This window comes from Streptomyces sp. NBC_00102 (genome assembly GCF_026343115.1).
In the GTDB taxonomy this organism is placed as follows: domain Bacteria; phylum Actinomycetota; class Actinomycetes; order Streptomycetales; family Streptomycetaceae; genus Streptomyces.
In genome coordinates this window covers 5,006,730-5,025,567 of sequence record NZ_JAPEMC010000001.1, presented here as the reverse complement: position 1 = coordinate 5,025,567, position 18,838 = coordinate 5,006,730, and the positions used below count along the sequence as shown (strand labels likewise).

Below are 18,838 nucleotides of genomic sequence, written 5' to 3'. Positions count from 1 at the left end.
GTGGTGTCCGCGCCGTCAGGCCGCGGGGCCGTGCCGCAGGACGGGGAGTTCCTGGTGGCCGTTGGAGATGAAGGACCTCACGGGGCGCAGGGACGAGGACGGCACGGCGAGCGCCAGGTCGGGGAACCGGGCGAAGAGCGCGGTCAGGGCCGTGGTGCCCTCCATCCGGGCCAGGGGCGCTCCGATGCAGTGGTGGACGCCGTACCCGAACGCGAGGTGGTCGCGGCGGGTCGGCCGGGTGAGGTCGAACCGGTCGGCGTCCGGTCCGTGCACGCCCTGGTCGCGGCCCGCGCCGGCGACGGCCATCACGATCGCGTCGCCCTTCGGTACGACCACGTCGCCGAGGTCGATGTCCTCGACGGCGTACCGGAGCATGAGGTTGGCGGCGGCGGGTTCCCAGCGCAGGGTCTCCTCGATCGCGTCGGCCCATCCGGCCTTGCCGGTACGGATCAGTTCGAGCTGCTCGGGGTGGGTGAGCAGCGCGTGCGCGGCGTGGTCGACGAGGTTGATGGTGGTCTCGTACCCGGCCGACAGGAAGTGGACGAGGGTGTCGAGGAGTTCCTGGTCCTCCAGGGGGTCCGGGGCGCCGGAAGCGAGCCCCTCGCGCTGGATGGCGACCAGGGCGCTGGTGAGGTCGTCGCCGGGGGTCTCCCGCTTGAGGGCGACGAGTCCGTGGAGGATTCCGTAGAGCTCTCCGGCGTGGGCGCGTACCTCATCGGCCGGGGTCGCGGTGCTGAACAGGGCGTCGAACAGGGTGCAGAGCCGGTCGCGGCTGTCCAGCGGTACGCCGAACAGCTCGCAGATGACGCGGGCGGGCAGCGGTCCGGCGTACCGGGCGCGCAGGTCCACCGGCTCGCCCTCGGGCAGCGCCTCGATCTCGTCGAGCAGTTCCTCGGCGATGCGGCTGACGACGGGGGCGAGGGCCTTGGTGCGGTGGGCGGTGAAGGCGCCGGAGACGAGCTTGCGCAGCCGGGTGTGGGCGGGGCCGTACGCCGTGAACATGCTGCGTATCGAGACCCACAGGGCGAGTGACCAGTCGGGCCCGACCTCGCCGTCGATCCAGGCGGGCCAGTGCTGGGCGGCGTCCTTGGAGACGGCCGGGGAGGTGAGCAGCCGGGTGATGACGGCCGGGTCGGCGACGGCCCAGGCCGGGACGCCTTCCGGAAGTTCGATCCGGGTGGCCGGTCCGCCCGCGCGGATGCGGGCCGCCTCGCCCTGGATGTCCGTACCCTCCGGGTCGAGCCGGAACGGGCAGCGTGCGGCGGGGTCGGCGGTGTGCCCGGAGGGGGTGCCGGGGGCGGCGACGACGTCGGCGTTGTTCGTGTGCATGGTGTGTCTCTTTCCTGGACGGCTCGTGCCTGTCTGGACAGTGGCCGCAGAGACGGTTCTTCGGCAAGCGGGAGAAGGTATCGATTTTTCGGCCGTGACCGCTGAAAGGCCCGAGGCGGTACGGGCTCCCCTCGGGAACCCGTACCGCCCCAGGACATCGGCGGTCAGGCGAGCGGCAGGCCCGGTGCCGGGTGGGCGTCCATCAACTCCTTCACCTCGGACCGGACCTTGGCGATCACGCCCTCGTCGCCGGTGCGTGCCGCGTCGACCACGGTGTCGATCCAGGCGGCCACGTCCGCCATGGCGGAGGCCGGGACGCCGCGTGTGGTGAGGGCGGGGGTGCCGATGCGGATGCCGGAGGGGTCGAAGGGCTTGCGGGTGTCGTACGGCACGGAGTTGTGGTTCACGACGATGCCCGCACGGTCGAGCGCCTTGGCCACGGTCTTGCCCGGGACGTCCTTGTCGGTGAGGTCGATCAGGAGGAGGTGGTTGTCGGTGCCACCGGAGACGAGGTCGAACCCCCGCCCGGCCAGTTCTTCGCCGAGCATGCGGGCGTTGGCGACCACCTGGTGGGCGTAGGAGGAGAACTCGGGGCGCGCGGCCTCGCCGAGCGCGACCGCGATCGCCGCGGTGGTCTGGTTGTGCGGCCCGCCCTGGAGACCCGGGAAGACCGCCCGGTCGAGGGCGCGCGCGTGCTCGGCCGTGCTGAGCAGCATCGCGCCGCGCGGCCCGCGCAGCGTCTTGTGCGTAGTGGTGGAGACGACGTCCGCGTACCCCGCCGGCGAGGGGTGGGCGCCGCCGGCGATCAGCCCGGCGATGTGGGCGATGTCGGCGACGAGCACGGCGCCGGTCTCGCGGGCGATCTCGGCGAAGCCCGCGAAGTCGATGGTGCGGGGCACGGCGGTACCGCCGCAGAAGATGACCTTCGGGCGTTCGGCGAGGGCCAGGTCGCGCACCTCGTCGAGGTCGACCCGGCCGGTGTCGCGGCGCACGCCGTAACCGACCCCACGGAACCAGGTGCCGGTGGCGGAGACGCCCCAGCCGTGGGTGAGGTGACCGCCCATCGGCAGGCTCATCCCGAGGACGGTGTCGCCCGGCTCGCAGAATGCCAGGTAGACGGCGAGGTTGGCGGGGGAACCCGAGTACGGCTGCACATTGGCGTGCTCCATGCCGAAGACGGCCTTCGCGCGCTCGACGGCGAGCGTCTCGACCTGATCGACGACCTGCTGGCCCTCGTAGTAGCGACGCCCGGGATAGCCCTCGGAGTACTTGTTCTGCAGGACGGTGCCGGATGCTTCGAGGACGGCGGCCGAAACGTAGTTCTCGCTGGGGATGAGCCGCAGGGTGTCGGCCTGGAGCCGCTCCTCGGCGTCGATCAGCCCGGCGAGCACGGGATCGGTGGCGGCGAGCGCCGGACGGGTGGCGGCGGGCGCCGCGGATGTGTGTACGGATGTGGTGACGGGTGCGGTCACGAGACTCTCCCGGGTCGGCCGCGTCGTGCGGCATGGACCCGGATGCCCAGGCGGACGGCCCTCCGGCGGTGGTCCTCCGGCAGGCCGGAGTTCGCCGCTCCCTCGTGGTCGGTTCCACGCAACGCCCCGGGGGCGCACGCCAGTCGCGGCACGCACGACGTTACCCGCCCGGCCCGTCGGGCGCCCGGGAAAACACGAAGGCGTGCGGACATGGCGCCGGCGGGGTGCGGCCGATACTCGGTGGACGCGCCGGAGCGCGGCCGGTAGAGATGGCCCCCGGTCGGGCACGCCGGGTGTGTCCCGTACCCGTGCGACCGCGATGCCGCGATGCCGCCGTCGCGCGGTTCCGCGCGCCGCGTGCACCACGTGCACCGCGTGCACCACATGCACCACGTGCACCACGTGCGCAGCATGCGCCGCGAACCAGCCGTCACCACCGCCGTCGCCCGATCCGCGACGCGAGAACGGAGGAGCCGTCCGTGGACCTTCCCCGCATCTTCACCGTCCGAGAGAGCAGCCATCGCATCCACAACCCCTTCACGGCCGAGAAGTTGGCGACCCTGGGCCGGGCCCTGCGCCTGGAGAAGGGGATCCGGGTGCTCGATCTGGCGAGCGGGACCGGCGAGTTGCTGTGCACCTGGGCGCGTGACCACGCCATCACCGGCACGGGCGTCGACATCAGCACCGTGTTCACCGAGGGGGCACGTGCCCGCGCGGCGGAGCTCGGTGTGGCGGACCGGGTGGAGTTCGTGCACGGCGACGCCGCCGGGTACGTCGCGGACGCGCCCGTAGACCTCGCCTCCTGCGTCGGGGCGACCTGGATCGGCGGGGGTCTGACCGGCACCGTCGAGCTGCTGGAGCGAAGTCTCCGGCCGGGTGGTCTGATGCTGATCGGCGAACCCTACTGGCGCCGGGAGCCCACGGACCGAGCAACCGTCGAAGGCTGCCACGCGACCAGCGTCACCGACTTCCTCGCGCTGCCCACGCTGCTCGGACGGTTCGGCGAACTCGGCTGGGACGTCGTGGAGATGGTACTGGCGGACCAGGACAGCTGGGACCGGTACCGAGCCGCCCAGTGGCTCAACCTCCGTAACTGGCTGGACCGCAACCCGGACGACGAACTGGCCGCCGGGGTGCGCGCGGAGCTCACCGCCGACCCCGTCCGGTACGCCCGCTACGAGCGCGAGTACCTCGGCTGGGGAGTCTTCGCCCTGATGAAGCGCTGAGGGCGGGCAGACGGCGCACTCCCCGCACACCGCCGACGCGCCGCCGATGCGCCGAGGCGGCGCCCGGTCCGTGACAAACCATCCGGATCCACGCGTGGACGAGGGCGGAGAGGGAAGGAAGGAGGGTGACTGGAATGGCTCGACGGTGGGGGGACCGTATGGAGTCGGACGAGAGACATCCGCACCCGCACGACGGCGCTCAGGGGCCCGGTTCGGGGCCGGGACCGACGGCGGCGTGGGGTGCCGGCCCGACCGGGGCCGCCCGGCCGGGCGGTCCCGTCGACGCACCGCCACCGCCGCCACCTCCGCCGGGGCCGCCGGCCGTGCCGCCGCCCCCGCTTCCGCCCGGGCCGCCCGCGCCTCCCCCGCTTCCTCCCGCGCCGCCGTTCGCCGCGCAGCCTCCGGCCGGCCCCGTCGGGCCGCCGCCGCCGGGTGCCGGGCTGCGCGCCGCCGCGGCCGGGCTGCTCAGCCTCAGCGGCCTCGGGCTCGGCCATCTCCTCGTACGCCGCTGGTTCCGCGCCGCCCTCTGCCTGGCGGCGACGGGGCTGCTGCTGCTCGCGGTCCTGCCCGCCGACCCCGACGGTGTGTCCACCGGACTGCTCGTCGGCTACGGCGCGGTGCTCGTCGCGGCGGCGCTCGACGCGGCCAGGATCGCGCGGCGCACGGCGGTCGCCGGTTCCTGGCGGCCGGTGGTGGCCGCCGTGCTCGGACTCGTGCTGCTGGCCGTTCCGGTGGGCGGGGTCGCGCTCTACGGCTCGGCGCGCGACGAGGCGGTCCAGCAGATGCTGCTCGACCGGCTGGAGACCGCCGACCGGGCGGTGGCCGCGGCGGACGGCCAGTCCTTCACCACGGCGAAGGCGGGCTACGCCAAGGCGTACGCCGTCTACCGCGACCTCGGCCTGAAGCACCCGGACTCCCGCGCGGGCAAGAAGGTGCCGGACCGGCTGAAGTCCTATTACGAGGCGGTCTCCGCCCCGTATGCCGAGAAGGACTACTGCATGGCGCTGGAACCGCTTCGCCATCTGCGTACTCTGCCGAAGAGCGCCGGCGCCGAGCTGCTCGGCGACCTCGCGAAGTGGCCGGACGGCCCACTGTCCGAGTCCCTCTACGAGTGCGGGATCTCGGAGCTCGGCTCGTACGGCGAGGAGGCGGCGTCCGTCGCCAAGGGCGCCGAACTGGGCGAGTTGCTGCGGACGTTCCCCGACTCGGCCGCCGCCCGGCAGGTGGCTCCGGCCGTCGACGCGCGGATCACCGAGGAGGCCGGAAAGCTGGCCGGCGCGGAGCCCTGCACGGTGACGGAGACCCTGCGCAGCCTGAGCGCGACCGTCGGCGCCCTGACCGGGGACGGCTTGGAGGCCTCGGCCGCCCGCGCCGAACGGGGCGTCCAGGACGGGGTGTACGCCTGCGGGGTGGACCAGTTTCGGGAGAAAAAGTTCAGCGAGGCGCGCTCCACGCTGACCGGGTTCGCCGACACGTACAAGGACGACAAGCGGCGGGGTCAGGCGCGGAACATCTCGATAGCCGCCGAGATCGCCGAGGACCGTCCCCAGGCCGGGAACAAGCTGCCTCCGGCCAAGCGTCCGGGCGGCCCCACGATGGAGCTGGTCATCAGCAACGACGCCCCCAACGGGGTGGAGGTGCTCTACACCGGCCCGGTCACCGGCAGCGTCACCCTGAAGGCGTGCGGGAGCTGCGGCCGGTACGACAGCACCACCGCCGGGAACCAGCAGGCGTGCAAGGCGGGCGGGAAGAGCTACCCGAAGGTGCGACTGCGGCTGCCCGCCGGTGACTACCACTTCCTGTACAAGCACGAGACCGGTTCGACCGTGGACAACTACTCGGACGGATCGAAGATCGAGCCGGGCTACACCTACACCTCGTGCACCTACGTCGTCGAGCAGGACCCCTACGGACTGGATCTGCCCTCGATCGACCCGGACGACATCGCCTGACCTGCCCCGCCCCGGCCGTACCCGTACGGCCGGGGCGAGGCGGGCCGCGGCCGGGCAGCGGCGGCGGGCGGTCGGCGACCCGGCGGACAGGACGCCTCAGGGCGTGCAGAGACGTTCAGATGCGTGCAGAGACGTTCAGGGGCGTTCAGGCGGACGATCGTGAACTCCGCCCGCCCGACGTGCTCTTGCGCGCGGTGGTCTTCTTCGCCGTCGACCTCTTCGCGGTGGTCTTCTTCGCGGTGGCCTTCTTCGCGGTGGTCTTCCTGGCCGCCGGCTTCGTCGCGGTGCTCTTCTTCGTCGCGGTCTTCGCCGTGGACTTCTCCGCCGTGGATTTCTTCGCCCCGGTCTCCTTGGGCCGGGACTTGCCGGATTCCGCGCCGGCCGAGCGGGACACCGTCTTGCCGGTCGGCGTGCGGCGCGTGGACCGGCCGATGTGGTGGACGTCGGCCACCTTGCCGCCCTCCCCGGCCTCCTCGCCTCCGCCCTCCTCGTCCGCCCTCGACTCCTTCGCCGCGCGGACGCTCTTCTCCAGGGCGGCGACCAGGTCGATGACCTTGCCGCCGGTCTCCGCTTCGGCGGCGGGCTCCAGCGGTTCGCCCGCGGCCTTCGCGGCGACCAGTTCCTCCACCGCCTCGCGGTAGTCGTCGTGGAGGGTGTCCAGGTCCACCCCGCCGAGGGTGTCCATCAGGGCGTCGGCCAGATCGAGTTCGGCGTCGCGCACCTTGGTCCCGGTGTCCGGCACGACGTCCTCGGGCGACCTGAGCTCGTCCGGCCAGAGGAGCCCGTGCATCACGATCACGTCCTCCGCCACCCGCAGCATCCCGAGCCGTTCGCGCCCGCGCAGCGCGAACTTGGCGACGGCCACCTTCTCGCTGCGCTTGAGCGCCTCCCGCAGCAGGGTGTACGGCTTCGCCGCCGGGCCCCCGTTCGCGGAGAGGTAGTAGGCGGTCTCCATCTGGAGCGGGTCGATCCGGGAGGACGGGACGAAGCCGAGGATCTCGATCGTCTTGTTCGTGGGGAGCGGGAGCTGGGCGAGGTCCTCGTCGGTGATCGGGATGAGGGTGCCGTCCGCGTCCTCGTACGCCTTGCCGGTCTCGGCGGAGGTCACCTCCTCCTCGTCGACCTCGCAGACCTTGCGGTAGCGGATGCGCCCTCCGTCCGTGAGGTGGACCTGACGGAAGGAGACGGAGTGGTTCTCGGTGGCGTTCATCAGCTTGACCGGGATGCTGACCAGCCCGAACGAGATCGCGCCGTTCCAGATGGACCTCATGGAGCTCACTCTCGACTCCTTCCGACGACCGCACCGAGGTGTGGTCGGGTCGGCGTACAGGGCGGCGTACAGGGCGGCTCTCGGCTCTCGGGAGGGCTTCCGGGACGGCGGCGCCCTGCCACCCGAAGGCCGCCTTTGTGGCCTTTTCGCGCACTTCATCCGATTCGTGTGATTCTTATCGTATGACGCCGATCACGGAGGTGGAGGGGCGGCGCCTGGCGCTCAGCAACCTGGACAAGGTGGTGTACCCGGCCACCGGTACGACCAAGGGCGAGGTGCTGCACTACTACGCCGCCACGGTCGCGGGCGCCCTGCTCGCCCATCTGTACGACCGGCCGGTCTCCTTCCTTCGCTATCCGGACGGGGCGGAGGGCCAGCACTTCTTCTCCAAGAACCCGCCGCCCGGTACGCCCGCCTGGGTGCGTACGGCGCGCGTCCCGCACCGCGGGGAGCGGGAGGCCGCCCAGGTCATGGTCCAGGACCTGGCCACGCTGATGTGGGCGGCCAATCTCATGGTCGAGTTCCACACCCCGCAGTGGCGGGCGGACACCCCCGCGGTCGCCGACCGGATGGTCTTCGACCTGGACCCGGGCGCCCCGGCGAGCGTGGTCGAGTGCTGCGCGGTCGCCGGGTGGCTGCGCGAGCGGCTGGCCACCGACGGCCTCCTCGCGTACGGGAAGACCTCCGGCTCCAAAGGTCTGCATCTGCTCGTCCCCCTGGAGCCCACACCGTCCGACGAGGTGACGGCGTACGCGAAGACGCTCGCGGTCGAGGCCGAGGCGGCGCTGCCGGATCTGGTCGTCCACCGGATGAAGCGGGAGCTGCGCCCGGGGAAGGTGTTCGTCGATTTCAGCCAGAACGCCGCCGCGAAGACCACCGCCACCCCCTACACGCTCCGCGCCCGCCCCGAGCCGGCCGTTTCCGCCCCCGTCACCTGGGAGGAGATCGAGGGGTGCGGCACCCCGGAGGAGCTGGTGTTCCTCGCGGGCGACATGGCCGCGCGGCTGGAGCGGTACGGAGATCTGCTCGGGCCGCTCATCAATCCGAACCGGGCCCGCCCGCTGCCCACCGGCCGCCGGAAGCGCCGCCCGGGCGCATGACGGCGCACGACGGCGCACGCCCGCGCCGGCCCGGCCGCACCGAGCACCCACCGCCACCGCCCGACCGCCGCACCGCCGCCCCCCAGGGCCGTCTCCCGGACCACCCGCCCCACAGGCCTCCCACAGCCTCGGAACGCGGCGGCGGGAAAGCCCCGTCCCGTGGGCGGACCACGGCGGACCTGGGGCAGACTCGGCTGCGAGACGGTCGTGGGCGTTCCGGGAACCAACTCCGGCCGGGTGCCGTCGCAGCGGTTGAGCGTGGTGAGCGGGGAGGGGATGGCCGGAGTGTTCGCGGGGATCGACGAAGTGGACTGGGCCTCGATGGACCATGCCTACGGGCCGGCCGACGACGTACCGGCACTGTTGGCGGGCCTGGCCTCGGCGGACCCGGCACAACGGGAACGCGCGCTGGACGGGATGTACGGCGCCGTCCACCACCAGGGAGACGTGTACGCCTGCACCCTCGCGTGCATCCCGTTCCTCTTCGAGCTGGTCGCCGACCCTTCGGTGGCGGAACGCGGCAGCATCGTCGAGCTGCTGACCAGCATCGGCGGCATCGAACTGGACGAGGACGACGAGGAAGAGCTCGACGAGGACGAGATCGAGGGCGCCGCCAACTACGCCATGGCGGCCGCGGCCGTCTGCGCCGGTGCCGAGGTCTTCGTGGGGCTGCTCGCGGACGCCGACCGCGGTGTGCGCCTCGCGGCCCCGTTGGCGCTCGCCACCCTCCACGCCGATCCGCCGCGTGTCCTGGCGCTGCTGCGCAAGCGGTTGCCCGCGGAGCCGGACGAGGAGGTGCGTCTCGCCCTGGTCGAGGCGGCGGGGCGGCTCGCGCTGCGCCACGACACGGTGGCGGACACGGCGGCGCACTGGCTGAGCCGGCTCGCGATGCAGGAGTACGCGCCGGGCCTCCGGCTGGCCGCGCTCGCCCAGTTGGCGCGGTGCGCACCGGGGGCGCTGCCCGTCGACCTCGTGCCCAGGGTCGCGGATCTGCTGCGGGCCCTGCGCGCGGCCCACCCGCCGTCCGGTCCCGCCGCCCGGGCCGCCGCGAAGGCCGCCGCGGAGTCGGCGGCGGAGGCCGCTTCCCGGGACGGCGCCCACGCGCCGACGCTGATCGGCCAGTTGCGGGCCTTGCAGGCGGCGGAGGAGGCCGGGCGGAGCGCTCCGTGGGCCGCCGATCTGCTGCGCACCCTGCACGGGGCGCTCGGCGACCGGGTGGAGGACCGGGTGGCGCTCCTGGCCGACCAGTTGTGCAGCCCGGACGAGGCCCAGCGGCTGGACGCCGTCCGGATGAGCGGCGGGCTGATCCGGGCATGGCGGGGGTCGTACGACGAGGTGGTGCGGCTGCTGGGGGGACTCCTCACCGAACCCGATCTCCGCCTCCGCGACGCCGTCGGGGGGCTGCTGTCGGAGGTCCAGGGCCTGGCGGCACCGGCCGCGGACGCGCTGGCGGCGCGGGTCGCCGTCACCGAGGAGACCTGGGTCCGCACGTGGGAGTACGGGCAGCTCAGCCTCGACCCGGCGCTGCGGGCGCTGGCCAACATCGGCGACCCGCGGGCGCTGCCGGCGCTGGGCGACGTACTGGGACGCCCCGGTGTTCCGTGGGACCTCGGGCACGCCGTCGGCGGGCTCGGGCGGGCGGCGTCCCCGTTGACCGGGGCGCTGCGCCGACGACTCGCACGGGCCCCGCTGGACAAGTCCCCGGACGACGAGGCGGCCCCTCTCCTGGCGGCCCTCGCCTCGCTGCGGGCGGACGAGGCGACGCCCGAGGTGCTGCGCGTCCTGCGGGAGTCCTCCGCGTCCCACCTGCGGTTGTCGGCACTGCGGGCACTCGGCTCCTTCGGGCCCGGGGCGCGGGGTGCGGTCGGCGATCTGGAGGCGCTGATACGGCGGTCGGAGGCGGGAGAGGCGGTCGCCGCGGCGGACACGCTCTACTCGGTCTCCGGCGATGTCGACACGGTCCTGCCGGTGCTGATCGAGGCGCTGACGGCACAGGATCCGCCGGGTGTGCGCGCGGCGTCCCGCGGGCTGGGGCGGCTCGGCGCCCGGGCCGCGGTGGCCGGGCCCCGGCTGCGGGCGCTGCTGGACCACGACGAAATCCGGGTTCGGGTGGACGCGGCGCTCGCACTGTGCGAAATTGCGGGACTGTCCGCGCAGGTGTGGCCGGTGCTGCTGGACGGGTGGACGGTGCAGCCGTACGTCCGCGTCCGGGTGGCGGACACTCTGGCGCGTACGGGGGCGGCTGCGGCAGGGTCCGGAGCGGCTCGCGCCCTGCGGACCGAGCTGTCCTCCGTGCGCCGTCACAACGCCCGGGACGGCGGGTTCGGCACCTCCGACATCACCGCGGACGAACGCCTGCTGACGCTGTGCCGGCAGGCGCTGCTCGGCGGGGGCGGCCGAGGCTGAGCCGGGCGGTCGTGGAACGGGCGGGCCACCGGGGTGCCGGATCGACCGGTACGCCGCGTCACGGGGAGGCGGGGCCGTCGGGCCTGCGGCGAAACCGTACAGAAGGCAACAAGGAGAGGCACGACATGATCATTTTCGGTACGCGGGGCTACCTCTACCAGCTGGCCGTCCTGACGATGGTGTGCGGCTGGTGCGGGAACCCCGCCGCGCACACCCTGCGCAAGCGGGTCACGAAGTTCACCTTGTTCTTCATCCCGCTCTTCCCCATCTCCGTCAAGTACGCGACGCAGTGCACCTTCTGCGGCGGGGAGCAGAAGATAAACAAGGAGCAGGCGGAAGCCCTGCTGGCCCAGCACGCGGCGGGCCCGGACGGCGCCAACCCGTTCGGCCAGGCGGGCCAGCCCGCCCAGGCCCCGCAGCAGGGTCACACCCCGGGCCAGAACCCCTACAGCGGCTGAGGCGCCCGCGCCACCGGGGCGCCGCGCCATCGGTGCGGCGTTCCGGCGGGGGCCGGCCGCGTCGGCCCCGTGCCGCACCGGCCCGCGGGCCCGCCCGAAGACCGCTCCCGCGGGTCGGGCGGTCCGACGGATACACCCGGACGGCCCAGCGGGCGTCCCCCGTCCGCGTACATCACCCAGAGCGACCCTGTACGTGCGCAGCGTGGCGAACCTAGCGTGCGGAGAGCGGCCCCTCGGTCGCGGCCCCGCACCTCGTTCACGTTCCTGGAGGCAGCATGTCCTCTTCGTCCCTCCGCCGCATCGGTCTCGGTGTCGCCGCCGGCGTGCTCGCCGCGCTGACGGCCGCCGCACCCACCTTCGCCGCAGGCCCCGTCCCGCAGCCGGTGGACCACCACCACGTCATCGCCGCCACCGACCCGGTACCCGACCACGGCCACTGGGGGCCCGCCACCCACGGGAAGCCGGCGGTCGAGCCCCAGGTGAAGCCCGCCGGGCCGCAGGCCCAGCCGGCCGCGCCTGCGGTCACGTACCGGGGACGGGTCATCGCCCGGCCGAGCCTGCTGCTCCGCGACCGTCCGACCCGCAGCAGCCGGGTGGTGGGCGAGGTGCCGTACGGCACGATCGTCGACATCTTCTGCAAGACCCGGGGCGACAGCGTGGACGGCAACGACCGCTGGTACCTGCTGACCAACGGCACCTGGGCGTGGGGCTCGGCGCGCTACATCGAGAACATCGGCGCCGCACCCGCCTGGTGCTGACCCCGCCCGGTGCCGACCCCGCCGGGTAAGCACTGACACCCCGACACCACACCCCGCCGCCCGGGCCGTTCGCTTCGCGAGCACCCGGGCGGTGGCGCGTCCCCGCCCGCCTTCGGCCGGTTCCGCCCGGGAGGCACCGAGGGCCGGAGCATCCACGCGACCGCCGCACCGCGACCGCCGCACTATGACATAAGGGAAATAACCTCCCTTACTTGCTACGTTCCTGGCATGACCGCACCGACGGTGGACTCTCCCCCGCCCCCGCTCCGGCTGCCCAAACGGCGCGGCGTGGAGCTCTCCCTCCTCGTCGGTGCCGTCCTCATTTCCGTCTACGGCTACGCGGCGGTCGGCCTCGCCCACGACGACACGGTGCCGCCCGATGTCGCCCGCTACGGCGGCGGGCTCGGGCTGCTGGCGCTCGTCGCCCATCTCGCGGTCCGCTTCCGCGCCCCGTACGCCGATCCGCTGCTGCTCCCCATCGCGGTGCTGCTCAACGGGCTGGGCCTGGTGCTGATCTACCGGCTCGACCTGGAGACGCCCTCGGACACGGCGGCGCCCACCCAGCTGATCTGGTCGACGCTCGGGGTGGCGCTCTTCATCGTGGTGGTGCTCCTGCTCCGCGACCACCGGGTGCTCCAGCGGTACGCCTATCTCTCGGTCGCGACCGCGCTGGTGCTGATGATCGTGCCGATCTTCTTCCCGGCGGTGAACGGTGCCCGCATCTGGATCAGGGTCGGCGGGTTCTCCTTCCAGCCGGGCGAGTTCGCGAAGATCCTGCTGGCGGTGTTCTTCGCCGCGTACCTCGCGGCCAACCGCAACGCGCTGGCGTACTCCGGCCGCACGGTCTGGAAGCTCCAGTTGCCCACCGGCCGGGTGCTCGGTCCCATCGTGGCGATCTGGCTGCTGAGCGTCGGTGTCCTCGTCCTCGAACGGGACCTGGGCACCTCGCTGCTCTTCTTCGGCCTCTTCGTGATCCTGCTGTACGTGGCGACCGGGCGCATCGGCTGGATCGCGGTCGGTCTGCTGCTGGCGGCGGTCGGGGCCTTCGTCGTCGGTTCGTTCGAACCGCATGTCCACAGCCGGGTGCAGGACTGGCTGGATCCCTTCGCCACGATCGACGCCGGACAGGGGCCGAGCCAGCTGGCGCAGTCGCTCTTCGCGTTCGCCGAGGGCGGGATGCTCGGTACGGGCCTCGGGCTCGGGCACTCCGTGCTGATCGGCTTCGCCGCGAAGTCCGACTTCATCCTGGCGACGGCCGGCGAGGAGCTGGGCCTGGCCGGGCTGACCGCGATCTTCCTGCTGTACGCCCTGATGGTGGCGCGCGGTTACCGGGCGGGGCTGGCGCTGCGCGATCCGTTCGGGCAGTTGCTCGCCGTGGGGCTCGCCTCGATCCTGGCGCTCCAGGTGTTCGTGATCGCCGGCGGGGTGATGGGGCTGATCCCGTTGACGGGCATGGCCATGCCGTTCCTGGCGCAGGGCGGTTCCTCGGTCGTCACCAACTGGATCATCGTGGCCCTGTTGATCCGGCTGAGCGACCAGGCCCGGAGGCCCCGCCCGGGGCAGCCGGAGACCGGCGTCATCGCCCCGATCGTGGAGGACGAGCAGTGATCCGGTACATCCGGCGGGCCGCCGCCTTCTGTCTGCTGCTCCTCGCCGCGCTGCTGGTGAACGCGGCACGGGTGCAGGTCTTCGAGGCCGACGAACTGACCTCCAACTCCGCCAACCGCCGCAACACCATCGCCCGTTACGACCAGCCGCGCGGCAACATCCTGGTGCACACGGGCAGCGCCGACGCGACGGCCACCGTCACCGGCTCCAAGGACACCGGCGAGCAGCTCGCCTGGGAACGCACCTACCCGCACGGCCCCTTGTACGCGCCCGTCACCGGCTACGCCTCTCAGACGTACGGCACCACCCTGATCGAGAACGCCGAGGACGACGTCCTCTCCGGGACCGACTCGCTGCTCGCCCCCCTGCCGCTCTGGAACGACCTCACGCGCGGCCGGCAGCCGGGCGGCGACGTGGTCACCACCGTCCGGGACGCGGTGCAGCGTGCCGCGTACGAGGGCCTCGCCGGGCGCAAGGGCGCGGTGGCCGCGATGGATCCGTCGACCGGGGAGATCCTGGCCCTGGTCTCCTCGCCCAGTTACGACCCCGAGCAGATCTCCGGCACCGGTTCGGCGGTGACCTCCGCGTGGGCGCGGCTCAACGCCTCGGCGAGCCTGCCGATGCTCAACCGGGCCATCCGGCAGACCTATCCGCCGGGTTCGGCCTTCAAGATCGTGACGGCGGCGGCGGCGCTGGACGCCGGGGTGGTGGACGACCCCGACGAGGAGACCGACACCCCGTCCCCGTACGTCCTGCCGGGTACGTCCACCGTGCTGCCCAACGAGTCGAGCGGCTGCGAGAAGGCGTCGCTGGCGGAGGCGATCCGGGTCTCCTGCAACACCGTGATGGCGCATCTGGGGGTGCGGGTGGGCCTGGACGGGATGGTGGAGGCGGCGGAGAACTTCGGCTTCAACGACGCCGGGCTGCGGATTCCGTCGGGGGTGGCGAAGAGCAACTTCGACACGGAGATGAGCGACGACCAGCTGGCGCAGTCCTCGATCGGGCAGTTCGACACGACGGCCACCCCGCTCCAGATGGCGATGGTCGCCGCCGCCGTGGCGAACGACGGCGAGATCGCCCACCCGCGGCTGGTGGACCGTACGACCAAGCACGACGGCGACACGGTGTCGCAGACGTCCACCCGCTCCTACCGGCGGGCGATGAGTCCGTCGACCGCCGTCCAGTTGCGGCGGATGATGGTCGACGTGGTGGAGAACGGCACCGGGACCAACGCGGCGATCGGCGGCGTCACGGTCGGCGGCAAGACGGGTACCGCGCAGCACGGGGTCGACAACACGGGGGCGCCGTATGCCTGGTTCATCTCGTGGGCGCAGTCGGAGGGCTCGGCGCGGCCCGAGGTGGCGGTCGCGGTGGTGGTGGAGGACGCCGCGGCGGACCGCGCGGACATCAGCGGCGGCGGCAGCGCGGCGCCGATCGCGCGCGCGGTGATGGAGGCGGCCCTGTCGCAGGGGTGACTCTGCGGGGGGCGCCCCGTCCGCACGGGGCGATCGCGTCACCGGCGCAGGTGTCCCCTGGGCGCGGGTGACACCGGCGTGGGTGGACAGGACCGGAACGGTGGGTGCGGATGCGGGAACGGACCGGCGCGCCCGGTCCGCGGCCGGGCGCCTTCCCGCCGGGCGCCTTCCCGCCGGGGTGACACGGAACGCGCCCCCGGTCACCGGTGGGCTCAGCCGATCGGCTTCAGCATCTCCTCGCGCACCTTCGCCGTCTCCTCCGCGGCCTTCTCCAGATCGATGTCCTCAGGGGCCAGGGTGACGTCGTCGGCGCGCAGGATCGCGACCATCGCCCCGGTGTTGTCGTCGCCCCACGCGCACATCGGGATGAGGGAGACCGCGTCCCCGGTGCCCGACTGCTGCACCTGGCACTCGATCGTGATGTCGTAGCCGTCGGGGGTGAACTTCTTGGCGGGCACCGCCAGGGAGTCGCCCCCGCCGGACCCCGCCGCGCCCTTCATGATGGAGCCCCGCGTGAACGCGGGATTGGCTATGCGGCCGTACATCCCGGAGACGATGAGGACACCGCCGTCCTCGGAGTCGTACTGGACGACGACGGCCTTGGGGTCGCGGATGCTGAGGTCGGGGGTGTCCTCGATCTCCTTGCCCTCGGTGGCGGATCTGTCCTGGAACAGGGTGAACTCCCCGTCCAGCAGGGTCTTCTGGACCACCAGCTTGTTCTTCGCCTCGGGGAAGGCCGCGTCGGAGCCCTTGTCGACGAGCTGCGCGACCCCGTAGACGACACCGGCGGCCACCACGAGGGCTCCGACCACGATGCCGACGATGAGCTTGACCGGCTTCTTGCGCGGGGGCTGCTGCTGCGGCCAGCCGGGCGCCGTCGGCTGCCCGGGCATCCCGGGCATCCCGGGCTGTCCCCAACCGGACTGCGGCTGGGGCGCGTTCGGATGGCCGTACCCGGGCTGCGGGGCGTTCGGGTAGCCGTATCCCGGCTGCTGCGGCGCGTTCGGGTCGCCGAACCCGGGCTGCTGCGGGGCGTTCGGGTAGCCGTATCCCGGCTGCGGCTGGGGCGGGTTCGGCTGACCGGGGTACGGCGGGTACTGCGGCGGCTGCTGGGACGGCGGCGCGGGAGGGCCGAAGGGGCCCGGCTGCTGGGACGGCGGCGTGGGAGGTTCGAAGGGGCCCGGCTGCTGGGGCGGCGGCGTGGTCATGCCTCCACGCTACGGCACCGCCCTGACAGGTCCCTGCCCAACGGCCGGCCCCCGGTCGGCCGGGAGAGCGCCACCCACGCACGGCGTCAGGACTCCGGAAAACCCGTCAACGGCTCCCGCTTGTGCAGCCATTCACCGGGCACCCGCCCGGTCCCCGTGGCGGCGCCGACCACCCCGCCGGTGATGGCGCACGTGGTGTCCACGTCACCGAAGCCCTCGGCGGTGGACCAGAGCGCCGCCTCCAGGTCGTCCGGGTGACGCGCCGCGGTCCACAGCGCGAAGGGCACCGTGTCGTCGGCCCGGACGCGCTGCCCGTTGCCCAGGACGTCGGCGGCCCGCCAGGGTTCGGTGGCGAACGGCAGCTCCGCGGCCCGGTGCAGACCGTCCCGTACGAGCCCTTCCGGCGTGCGCTCCGCGACGGCGGAGAGCGCGAGTGCGCCCCGGACCGAGAGGGCCGCCGCGACCGCCACGGCGACCGCGCCGGCGATGCCCTCCGGATGGGCGTGGGTGACCTCGGCCTGGAGGCGTGCCTGCCGGGAGACGTGGTCCAGGTCGGCGTGGAAGCGGGCCCCCAGCGGGGCGACCCGCATGGCCGCCCCGTTGCCGAGGCTGCCTCCCTCGAAGAGCCCGGGGGCGAGGGTGCGCCAGTCGGCGGGTGCGGTCAGCAGCTGGGGCAGCAGCATGTGCATGCCGTGGCCGTAGCCACGCCCCTGGTCCGCGTCGAAGGTGAGGGCGAAGGTGAGGGCCAGCCGGTCCTGGACGACTTCGCCGCGGGCGGCGAGGACCTGGTCGAGGGCGAGGGCCAGCGCGGTGTCGTCGGTCCAGTGCCATCGGGGTTCGCAGGGGGTCCGGCGGTCCGTGATCTCGCGGACCGCCTGCCGGCGTTCACGGAAGAGGGGGAACCACCGCTCGCCGAACGCGTCGCCGAGGGAGAGCCCTTCGAGGCTGCGGCGGGCCGCGTCGGCGTCCGCCCGGGGAACGTCCGCCGGAGTGTTCCGCGAGGAGTTCGTCATACGGTCATTCTCTCGCGGCCCGCCGCCCGCGCCCACCGGTTTCGGCCTCCGTATCGGCTCGGCAACAAGACTGTTCCGCACAGCAGTTGGCGTGACGCACGCCATGGGACCGAGGGCCGACAAGTAGGACCCGAGGGATTGACGGCCTTGCTGACAAGCAGTCCAATAAGAGGTGACCCCAGGTAACCCACGTGCGAGGTACCCCAGTCATGACGACAGTGAGCGAACACGACGTCCAGGTCCTCCGCGACGCGCTCGGCCCGCTCCGGGACCGCGAGCAGATCGCCGAGCGCCTGCTCGAATCCTCGGCCAAGCACTCCTTCGACCCCGAGACCGAGATCGACTGGGACTCGGCGATCGAGGACGGCAAATGGTTCTGGCCGCCCGAGCTGGTCTCCCTCTACGACACCCCGCTCTGGCGGAAGATGTCCGAGGAGCAGCGGATGGACCTCGCCCGGCACGAGGCGGCGTCGCTCGCCTCGCTGGGCATCTGGTTCGAGATCATCCTGATGCAGCTGCTGGTCCGGCACATCTACGACAAGCCGGTGACCAGCAACCACGTGCGGTACGCACTGACCGAGATAGCCGATGAGTGCCGCCACTCGATGATGTTCGGCAAGATGATCCAGTGGGGCCAGGCCCCCACGTACCCGGTTCCGCGCGGCTACCACAACGTGGCGCGGGTCCTGAAGAGCGTCTCCACCACCCCGGGTTCGTTCGCCGCGACCCTGCTGGGCGAGGAGATCCTCGACTGGATGCAGCGGCTGACCTTCCCGGACGAGCGCGTCCAGACCCTGGTGCGCGGGGTGACCCGCATCCACGTCGTCGAGGAGGCCCGGCACGTCCGGTACGCCCGCGAGGAGCTCCGCCGCCAGATGGTGACCGCCCCGCGCTGGGAGCGGGAGCTGACCCGGCTGACCTCGGGCGAAGCGGCCCGGGTGTTCTCCGTCTGCTTCATCAATCCGCAGGTGTACGAGAACGTGGGCCTGGACCGCCGCGAGGCACTCGCCCAGGTCAAGGCGAGCGGGCACCGCAAGGAGGTCATGCAGTCGGGCGCCAAGCGGCTCACCGACTTCTTCGACGACATCGGCGTGATGAACGGGGTGAGCCGCAAACTGTGGCGGAAGTCGGGCCTGCTGGCCTGAGTCCGGGGGCGTACGGCCCGGCTCCCGACCGGCCCCGCGTCCCCCCGGCCCCGCGTCCCCCGCACGGCCCGGCCGTCACCGCCCGCCCCGGGTCGCCGTCGCCGTCGGTGTCCGGTGGGCGAGACTGTGCGGGTGAGAAGCGAGAACACCCCCTTCGAGGGCGGCCCCCTGGACGGCAGGGTCCTGCCCGTCCTCACCGGCCCCACCGGCCACCCGCCCCAGTGGTACGTGGTGCCGGTGCCGGCCGAGGACGGCGGCCCGCCGACGGTCCACGCGTACCGCCGTGTTCCGGCCGGACACACCCCCCGGCTCCACATCCAGCGCGGCTGGCGGTACGAGTACGCCCCCGGGGGACGGGAGCGCTTCCGCCCCAAGTGGCCCTGGACGAAGCCGAACAGCGGCGGCTGACCGCGCGGGA

At 73.0% G+C, this 18,838-nt stretch carries 15 protein-coding genes; 10 read left to right on the top strand and 5 right to left on the bottom strand.

Annotated elements, in window-relative coordinates:
* Positions 1–15: 15 nt before the first annotated feature.
* Positions 16–1,329: a cytochrome P450 gene (locus tag OHA55_RS22570; protein WP_266709104.1), complete on the bottom strand. Its 1,314-nt coding sequence runs from the start codon at positions 1,327–1,329 to the stop codon at positions 16–18.
* Between the two features lie 164 nt (positions 1,330–1,493).
* Positions 1,494–2,801, bottom strand: coding sequence for a serine hydroxymethyltransferase (gene glyA, locus OHA55_RS22565; RefSeq protein ID WP_266709102.1), 1,308 nt, complete (start codon positions 2,799–2,801; stop codon positions 1,494–1,496).
* Positions 2,802–3,280: 479 nt separating this feature from the next.
* On the opposite strand from glyA, the gene OHA55_RS22560 reads away from it, so the two are divergent.
* Both OHA55_RS22560 and OHA55_RS22555 read left to right on the top strand, forming a co-directional pair.
* On the top strand, positions 3,281–4,027 hold the full coding sequence (locus OHA55_RS22560) for a cyclopropane-fatty-acyl-phospholipid synthase family protein (protein WP_266709100.1): 747 nt from the start codon (positions 3,281–3,283) through the stop codon (positions 4,025–4,027).
* A 440-nt stretch (positions 4,028–4,467) separates the two neighbouring features.
* The gene (locus OHA55_RS22555) at positions 4,468–5,979 is read left to right on the top strand and encodes a hypothetical protein (protein WP_266711065.1); all 1,512 of its coding nucleotides are present in this window, start codon (positions 4,468–4,470) and stop codon (positions 5,977–5,979) included.
* Between the two features lie 145 nt (positions 5,980–6,124).
* Here the strand turns inward: OHA55_RS22555 and OHA55_RS22550 are convergent, their stop codons facing one another.
* Positions 6,125–7,249 (bottom strand): Ku protein, encoded by a 1,125-nt coding sequence (locus OHA55_RS22550; protein ID WP_266711063.1) that lies wholly within the window; start codon positions 7,247–7,249, stop codon positions 6,125–6,127.
* A gap of 182 nt (positions 7,250–7,431) precedes the next feature.
* On the opposite strand from OHA55_RS22550, the gene ligD reads away from it, so the two are divergent.
* The 6 genes from ligD (at position 7,432) to OHA55_RS22520 (ending at position 15,054) form a co-directional block, all read left to right on the top strand.
* On the top strand, positions 7,432–8,349 hold the full coding sequence (gene ligD / locus OHA55_RS22545; RefSeq protein WP_266709098.1) for a non-homologous end-joining DNA ligase: 918 nt from the start codon (positions 7,432–7,434) through the stop codon (positions 8,347–8,349).
* Positions 8,350–8,634: 285 nt separating this feature from the next.
* Complete coding sequence (locus OHA55_RS22540; protein ID WP_266711061.1) at positions 8,635–10,755, top strand: PBS lyase; 2,121 nt, start codon at positions 8,635–8,637, stop codon at positions 10,753–10,755.
* Positions 10,756–10,880: 125 nt separating this feature from the next.
* Positions 10,881–11,213: a zinc-ribbon domain-containing protein gene (locus OHA55_RS22535; RefSeq protein ID WP_266709096.1), complete on the top strand. Its 333-nt coding sequence runs from the start codon at positions 10,881–10,883 to the stop codon at positions 11,211–11,213.
* Between the two features lie 275 nt (positions 11,214–11,488).
* Entirely contained in the window at positions 11,489–11,971 is a 483-nt protein-coding gene (locus OHA55_RS22530) for an SH3 domain-containing protein (RefSeq protein ID WP_266709094.1), read from the top strand.
* A gap of 228 nt (positions 11,972–12,199) precedes the next feature.
* On the top strand, positions 12,200–13,579 hold the full coding sequence (locus OHA55_RS22525; RefSeq protein WP_266709092.1) for an FtsW/RodA/SpoVE family cell cycle protein: 1,380 nt from the start codon (positions 12,200–12,202) through the stop codon (positions 13,577–13,579).
* Positions 13,576–15,054, top strand: a complete 1,479-nt coding sequence (locus OHA55_RS22520) for a penicillin-binding transpeptidase domain-containing protein (protein ID WP_266709090.1) — start codon at positions 13,576–13,578, stop codon at positions 15,052–15,054. The genes OHA55_RS22525 and OHA55_RS22520 overlap by 4 nt, the downstream gene beginning before the upstream one ends.
* Before the next feature lie 212 nt (positions 15,055–15,266).
* On the opposite strand, the gene OHA55_RS22515 is transcribed toward OHA55_RS22520, so the two are convergent.
* Positions 15,267–16,262, bottom strand: a complete 996-nt coding sequence (locus tag OHA55_RS22515; protein WP_266709088.1) for a hypothetical protein — start codon at positions 16,260–16,262, stop codon at positions 15,267–15,269.
* Positions 16,263–16,348: 86 nt separating this feature from the next.
* A complete protein-coding gene (locus OHA55_RS22510; RefSeq protein WP_266709086.1) occupies positions 16,349–17,275 on the bottom strand; it encodes an ADP-ribosylglycohydrolase family protein in 927 nt (308 codons plus the stop codon).
* A gap of 209 nt (positions 17,276–17,484) precedes the next feature.
* Between OHA55_RS22510 and OHA55_RS22505 the strand changes: the two genes are divergently transcribed.
* Positions 17,485–18,420, top strand: a complete 936-nt coding sequence (locus tag OHA55_RS22505) for a diiron oxygenase (RefSeq protein ID WP_266709084.1) — start codon at positions 17,485–17,487, stop codon at positions 18,418–18,420.
* Positions 18,421–18,552: 132 nt separating this feature from the next.
* On the top strand, positions 18,553–18,828 hold the full coding sequence (locus OHA55_RS22500; protein ID WP_266709082.1) for a hypothetical protein: 276 nt from the start codon (positions 18,553–18,555) through the stop codon (positions 18,826–18,828).
* Positions 18,829–18,838: the final 10 nt, after the last annotated feature.